Genomic DNA, 6,907 nt, shown 5'->3' with positions numbered 1-6,907 from the left:
ATAAAAGCATGATTTGGATTTCTGAAACGGCCCGGGCAGTTAGAGACTCCAGTGGCAATATTCTCTATTATGAAGGCATTGTTTCCGATATTACTGAACGCAAGTTAGCCCAAAAAGCGCTCAAATTTCAACAAAATCAAACCGAAGCGCTCCTGCTGAATATTTTACCCCAACCGATTGCGATTCGTCTGCAAAAAGGAGAAAATCCCATTGCAGATCACTTTGAAGACGTGAGTGTAATCTTTGCCGATTTAGTTGGATTTACAGAATTTGCAGCCAATAGGCCGCCCAAAAAATTATTAGAGTTGTTAAATAAAATTTTTTCGCGGTTTGACAAGTTAGCACAACAGCATAACTTAGAAAAAATTAAAACCATTGGGGATGCCTATATGGTCGTCGGGGGATTACCTGTTCCCTGTGCCAATGCTATTTTTGAAGTGGCTCAAATGGCCCTGGATATGCAAGGGGAATTAGCTCAGTTAAATCAGCATACTGGACAAACCTTTGAACTGCGAATAGGGATTCATATCGGTCCTGCCATTGCCGGAGTTATTGGCATGAGCAAATTCATCTATGACTTATGGGGGGATACGGTTAATACCGCTTCAAGAATGGAATCAAGCGGATTGCCGGGAAAAATCCAGGTGACTGAGGCGGTTTATGAACGGTTAAAAGACCGATTTGAATTTGAACAACGGGGACTGATTTCTGTAAAAGGTAAAGGAGAAATGCTGACTTATTGGCTGGTGGGGAAGCGAGGTTAATCCAGGGGTCTACAATCTCCCGGGGAAACCCGGATATTTCTTCCAGGTGGCTGCCTGAATTTTCCTCTGGGGGTGGTACTCGGGGTCCAAAAATTGTCCTGACAGTTTATTGTAGAATTCATGCTAAACTTCAAGTCGATTCAGAGGTGAAAACACAAAGGAGAGGGGGTTGGCAGGCAGGAACTTGTCCAGTGACCCCCTAAATCTGATGGAAAGCAAATACACTAATGGGCGATCGCTTTTGTCACTTTAGAAACTTTCCAATTTAAGCTGATCAATTGTAGGGGAAGAAAACTTGAAGCCGAATCAGACAACTGGAGTAAACTATCGGGGTATCACCAGATCCATTCGGAGGGCGATTCTCCTCTGGAGACGCTTCGCGATCGCCGATCGCCACTGGCGCAAATTAGCTAAATTTGTAGGACTGTTTTCGATGTGCTGTTTTCTGGCAATTAGCTGTGGCGATCGCCCGGGGATGAACCAGAGTACCGACCCCACTCGGATCTCCATTGGCACCACCGCCAAAATTAGAACCATCGACCCTGCTGATGCCTACGAAAATACAGCAGGAATGTTACTCTACAACCTAGGCGATCGCCTCTACACCTACGAAAGCGGCACCTCCACCCTCAAACCTCAACTCGCCACGGCACTCCCCCAAATCAGCCCCGATGGAGTCACCTATACCATTCCTCTGCGTCCTGGGGTGGTTTACCATGACGGCACTCCCTTCAATGCCGAAACCATGAAATTTTCCCTGCAACGATTCATGGAAAATGGGGGTGCGCCTTCATCCTTATTATCCAATATCGTTGAATCCATACAAGCCAGCGGCGAGTATGAATTAACCATTAAGTTAAAACAGTCCTTTGCTGCCTTTCCCGATTTGTTAACCTTCTCCGGTTTAGTGGCAGTGTCTCCCACCGCCTATCAAATTGGTTCAGGTCAATTTAAACCGGATACATTTGTGGGAACCGGCCCTTATAAATTGGTGAGCTATGGAACCGATACCATCAAATTAGATGTCTTCGAGGATTACTGGGGAGAAAAACCTGTCAATACCGGCATTGATATTCAACGGTTCTCCAGTCCGGCTAACGTTTATAACTCCTTCCGTCGGGGTGCGGTGGACCTCACCTACGGGACATTAGACCTGGATCAAATTAGCAGTTTAGAAAAGCAAGCTCCCTCCGAAGGCTGGCAAGTGATTTCTAATCGTAGTAATGCGATTTATGTCTTAACCCTAAACATGAACGATGAGGCATTAAAAAAACTGGAAGTGCGACAGGCGATCGCCTCTATCATCGACCGTCCCCTCTTACAACAACGAATTTTCCAAGGGCAAATGGAACCGCTTTATAGCTTAATCCCGACCACCTTAGAACGGTATTATCAGCCTGTCTTTAAAGATAAGTATGGGGATGGCAATTTTGCCCAAGCTAAACAACTCCTCGCTCAAGCCGGTTACACCCCCGAGAATCCCCTGCAACTTCAGCTTTGGTATCGGTCCAATCTCCGGACTAATGCCGATGTCGCCACCACCATCAAAGCTTTAGCCGAACAGGAATTAGGGGGAGCGATTCAAATCGAACTACAAAGCGTTGAAGCGGCGACGGCTTACAATAATTTGGATAAAGGGGTTTATTCCATGTTTATCCTAGATTGGACGCCGGACTTTTTTGACCCAGATAACTACATTAACCCGTTCCTTTCTTGTGCCAAAGGGTCTGTCGAAACCGGATGTGAAGAGGGAGAAAGTAAATTGTGGGGGTCTTTTTACTATAGCGATCGGGTCAATCAATTAATTGCTCGTCAACGCCAAGAACAAAACCCTGAAACTCGCCTCCAAATTTTTACCGAACTCCAACAGATTCTTGCCGAAGATGTGCCATTTATTCCCCTGTGGCAAGGTAAAGAATATCTGTTCGCTCGTCAGGGAATCCAAGGTGCAACCCTGGAATCGACTCAAGCCGTGCCATTTTGGACTTTGAAAAAATAAAGTCCATCACCGGATGGAGGGATGCTGGAGTTTCTCTAAACTTCTCATCCCTTCACCTCCTAATCAACCCTAGCATCTCACTTATCACCCATGTCCCGTTCCAAAGCACTTCAATCCTATATTCTCCTGCGGTTGCTATTAGCACCCTTGATGCTATGGACGATCGCCACCTTGGTCTTTTTGCTGTTGCGTGCCACTCCCGGCGACCCCATTGATGCGATTTTAGGCCCAAAAGCGCCGGAAATTGAAAAAATCCGGTTGCGAGAACAACTGGGATTAGGTGAACCTTTGTGGTTACAATACATTCGTTTCATGGGAAACTTGCTCAGGTTAGACTTAGGCACATCCCTCACCACGCGAGGACAAACGGTGTGGGAAATTGTCGGTCAATATTTCCCCGCCACCTTAGAAATTGCCGTTGTGAGTATGGCGATTGCCTTGATTGTCGGCATTGGAGTGGGGGTAGTTTCGGCATCTAATCCCAATACGGGATGGGATGTTGGGGGACGGATGTTTGGCATCATCACCTATTCCCTGCCAGGGTTTTGGGTGGGGATGATTATGCAGTTAATTTTTAGTGTGCAACTGGGGTGGTTTCCCGTAGGCGCACGTTTTCCGAGTACCCAAACTCCACCCTCGGGACCGACGGGACTGTATCTGATTGATAGTTTGTTAAGTGGAAATCTGGGAAATTTTTTCACCACCTTGCACTATTTGGCTCTACCATCTTTGACCCTGGGAATTCTAATTAGTGGGATTTTCGAGCGAATTGTCCGAGTTAATTTGAAGCAAACATTACAGGCGGATTATGTAGAAGCGGCTAGAGCAAGAGGGATACCGGAAACTCGAATTGCGATCGCTCATGCCTTAAAAAATGCCATGATTCCCGTGATTACGGTGATGGGATTGACCTTAGCGGCACTTTTAGGGGGAGCAATTTTAACTGAAGTGACATTTTCTTGGCCGGGATTAGCCAATCGACTCTATGAGGCGATTTCTTTGCGGGATTATCCGACAGTTCAGGGAATTGTCATCTTTTTTGCTGGGATTGTGGTGATTGCGAGTATTGGAATTGATGTGCTGAATGCTTACATTGATCCGCGCATTCGCTATTAGCTAAAAAGCCACTCAAGTCAAGAAACCCGGTTTCTGAACCCCTACCCCAGACTAAGAAACCGGGTTTCTGTCCAAATTATTGCCAATCAGCACAAATTAAGGTGAGAAACCCGGTTTCTGAACCCGGTACTTGGTAAATCTCCAAATATGAAATTAATAAGAACGAGTACCCAGTTGTTGTAATAGGCGATCGATGCGACTCACTGCCGAAAAATTGCCCTGTTGCTGGAATAAATATCGGGCGGTTTGTAAAATAGGAGTTGCTTCCTTGTGATTGCCTTGCCCCAATAAAACCATTCCTAAATTGCCGTAAGCTTGTGCAAAATTGGGGTTAATTTCAATGGCTTTTTGATAGGCGGATATGGCTTCTGGGATTTCCCCGAGATTCACTAAAATATTGGCCATGTTATAATAAGCTTTATCATAGTTAGGCTGGAGACGAATTGCTTCTCGATAGGCGGCGATCGCCGCATCGAACTCCTGTTGTTTTGCCAAGGCATCGGCTAAATTATAATGAGCGGTCGGTAATTGGGAATTCGTAGCGATCGCATTTCGGTAGGCGGCGATCGCCTCGGAAATTCGCCCCAAATTCACTAAGGCAACTCCCAGATTGATTTGCGCTTCGGTAAAATTAGGATTAAGCCGAATCGCTTGCTGATAAGAAGCGACTGCCCTCTCTAAATCTCCTTCTTCCTGAAGTCTATCGCCTTCGGTGTAATACCGTTCTGCTTCCGGGAATTCCTCCATCCTCTGAACCACCCAAACTACCCCGGGGATTTGAGAAGTCTCGAAATTCTCTCTCATGGATGGTGCGATCGCTTGCACCTTGGGGGTTATCCCGAGACTCAGCAAGATTGCCACCCCTACCGCTTGCCTGTAATCAGTGTTACTCCACATGGATCATTCCCCACACCCTCGACAGTAGATCAATCTGTTTATTTTAAAGTGTAGCGAATAAATCCAATGGTTCTGAAGTGCCAGGTTTTGAGGGTATTTATCCCCGGGAATAAGCTGTTGCCTTATCCCTGGGCGAGAATTTCTCTGTATGCCGCTAGGGTTTGCTGGGCGATCGCATCCCAATCGTAATGAGTCGCGGCATACGCCTGACCCTTCTCTCCCCGTTTCTGACACTCCTGGGGATTGGCGATCGCCTCCGACAGCAACTGTGCGATTTCCTCTACCGTCCCATTCCCCACCCAACCTGCACCCGCTTCCAGAACATCTTCCCAGATATAAACCCCCCGAGAAATACAAACTGCCGTTCCTGCTGCCATTGCTTCCGCCACCGCAATCCCAAAGTTTTCATAATAAGACGGCAGCACAAAAATATCCGCTGCCTGAAGCAACGATACTTTAAACTCACCTCGAACAAACCCCGGCAAACTCGTACAATCCGCCAAAGGAGAGGCAGCAATTTGCCCTCTAATTTTTTCCTCATACTCTGGATCTTGAGGATTACTTCCCGCTAACACAAAATCAAACTCTAACCCTTGGATGAGCAACTTTTCCAATGCCGGTAACAATATATCTAATCCCTTTTTAGGTTCAATCCGCGACAGAAACAAAACTAGGGGCCGATTACCTGTTATTCCCAATTCCTCACGAATCTTTTTCCCGCGTTTCTGCCGTTCCCCCAGGGTCAAATCCCCATCCATCCCGGGTAAACTCACCCCCAAAGGAATGATTAAATCCCGTGTTTTCACCCCGAACCGTTCCGAAATCTTCGCCTCTTCTGCACTTGTAAAATGAATCGCTGCCGCCCCCGATAAATTCCCCCGTTCCCATAATGCCGTATAAACCTGCTTCATCGCGTTTTTCTTCCGCAAATCTGCCGGATCTAGGGTTCCTAACGGACGCAAAATATAAGGAATTTTCCGCAGTCTCGCCACCGTTGCAGCCCCCGAAATCACTGGAGAAAATAGGGCGTGTAAATGGGCAATATCATACTCATTCCCCTGTTGAGATAACCACCGCAATAAATCCACAGAAAATTTATAACGACGAAAAGGAGAACAGGGAAAATATCGAATTTGATACCCATCTTGTTCTACTGGACAGTTTAGGGGAACATCCAGAGGCGCTTGTCCCACATCTCCATTAGAATTAGTTGTTAATATCGTCACTTGAGCCCCTTGTCGTGCCAGGGCTGCCGACAACCCCAACACCATTTGACTCGGCCCTCCATAAACCAGGGAAATAGACGGAATAATTTGTAAAATTTTCATAAATTAAAATCAGAATTTAACGTTTTTATTGATAGCTTTGAGGGGAAGTGCGAGCAAGAGCAAGATGCTCGCACTACAATTTACATCCTCGTTCCTAGGCAGAGCCTAGGAATGCTCAAATGGAGGCTCTGCCTCCTAACTCCTACTCCTCCAAAATTGTCTGATAAAATTCCAACTGTTGTTGAGCAAGCGCCTGATTGGTATAATGTTCCATTGCCCGTTTGTAACCACGATGAGCCAATTCTTCTGCAAATAAACGGTTATCCATCAGTTTAAATAGGCAATCTTGTAACGCTTCCGCATTCCCTTCTGGAAAAACTAATCCGGCATCTTGAATCACATTGGGAATTTCCCCCGAATCCGACCCAATCACCGCCACTTGACAAGCCATTGCTTCAATTAATACATGACCAAATTGTTCTTTCCATCCCGCCGAGGTTAGGGTTTTAAACTTGTCGGTAGTTTCGGAAGGGAGAACCAAAACATCCATTAAATTAATATAACGCTGTACCTCATCATGGGGAACACTTTCAATCCAAATTATCTGATTTTGTAGATTTAATTCCGTGGCTTTTTGCAACAGGGTTTCTTTTAAAGGACCGCGCCCTAATAACAGCAATTTCCAAGGTTTATCGGTTAAATGGGATAAAGACTGGAGTAATGTGAGTAATCCTTTCTCTTCTACAAATCGACCGACAAACCCGACGACAAATTCATCCGGTTGAATGGAGAGTTGGGTGCGGAGTTCCGGTTGAGGATGGGGACGAAAGAGGGTTTTATCAACACCGAGTTGAGGCATGATT

At 46.1% G+C, this 6,907-nt stretch carries 6 protein-coding genes; 3 read left to right on the top strand and 3 right to left on the bottom strand.

The genetic code is table 11. The annotated features are described in order from the left end of the window. The 3 genes from J0895_RS03975 to J0895_RS03965 form a co-directional block, all read left to right on the top strand. On the top strand, nt 1-764 hold a 764-nt coding region (locus J0895_RS03975; RefSeq protein ID WP_207086827.1), incomplete at its 5' end, for an adenylate/guanylate cyclase domain-containing protein. A gap of 358 nt (nt 765-1,122) precedes the next feature. Further along, entirely contained in the window at nt 1,123-2,763 is a 1,641-nt protein-coding gene (locus tag J0895_RS03970; protein WP_422894307.1) for an ABC transporter substrate-binding protein, read from the top strand. A 90-nt stretch (nt 2,764-2,853) separates the two neighbouring features. After that, nucleotides 2,854-3,879 carry an ABC transporter permease gene (locus J0895_RS03965; protein ID WP_207086826.1) on the top strand — a complete coding sequence of 342 codons (1,026 nt, stop codon included), beginning with the start codon at nt 2,854-2,856 and terminating at the stop codon, nt 3,877-3,879. 153 nt (nt 3,880-4,032) lie between these two features. Here J0895_RS03965 and J0895_RS03960 read toward each other — a convergent pair whose 3' ends face one another. The 3 genes from J0895_RS03960 to J0895_RS03950 form a co-directional block, all read right to left on the bottom strand. Beyond that, nucleotides 4,033-4,776, bottom strand: coding sequence for a tetratricopeptide repeat protein (locus tag J0895_RS03960; protein WP_207086825.1), 744 nt, complete (start codon nt 4,774-4,776; stop codon nt 4,033-4,035). A gap of 122 nt (nt 4,777-4,898) precedes the next feature. Next, nucleotides 4,899-6,104, bottom strand: coding sequence for a hormogonium polysaccharide biosynthesis glycosyltransferase HpsP (gene hpsP / locus J0895_RS03955; RefSeq protein ID WP_207086824.1), 1,206 nt, complete (start codon nt 6,102-6,104; stop codon nt 4,899-4,901). 142 nt (nt 6,105-6,246) lie between these two features. Then, on the bottom strand, nt 6,247-6,907 hold a 661-nt coding region (locus tag J0895_RS03950), incomplete at its 5' end, for a glycosyltransferase (RefSeq protein ID WP_207086823.1).

This window comes from Phormidium pseudopriestleyi FRX01, assembly GCF_017313335.1.
GTDB classification, from domain to species: domain Bacteria; phylum Cyanobacteriota; class Cyanobacteriia; order Cyanobacteriales; family Laspinemataceae; genus Laspinema; species Laspinema pseudopriestleyi.
The sequence above is the reverse complement of the archived record's forward strand: the minus strand, read 5'-3'. Positions and strand labels throughout refer to the sequence as shown.

What these genes read in the sequence shown, in the direction of transcription:
- J0895_RS03965 (WP_207086826.1), top strand. Translation starts at nt 2,854, where the DNA reads ATGTCCCGTTCCAAAGCACTTCAATCCTATATTCTCCTGCGGTTGCTA.
- J0895_RS03960 (WP_207086825.1), bottom strand. Translation starts at nt 4,776, where the DNA reads ATGTGGAGTAACACTGATTACAGGCAAGCGGTAGGGGTGGCAATCTTG.
- hpsP (WP_207086824.1), bottom strand. Translation starts at nt 6,104, where the DNA reads ATGAAAATTTTACAAATTATTCCGTCTATTTCCCTGGTTTATGGAGGG.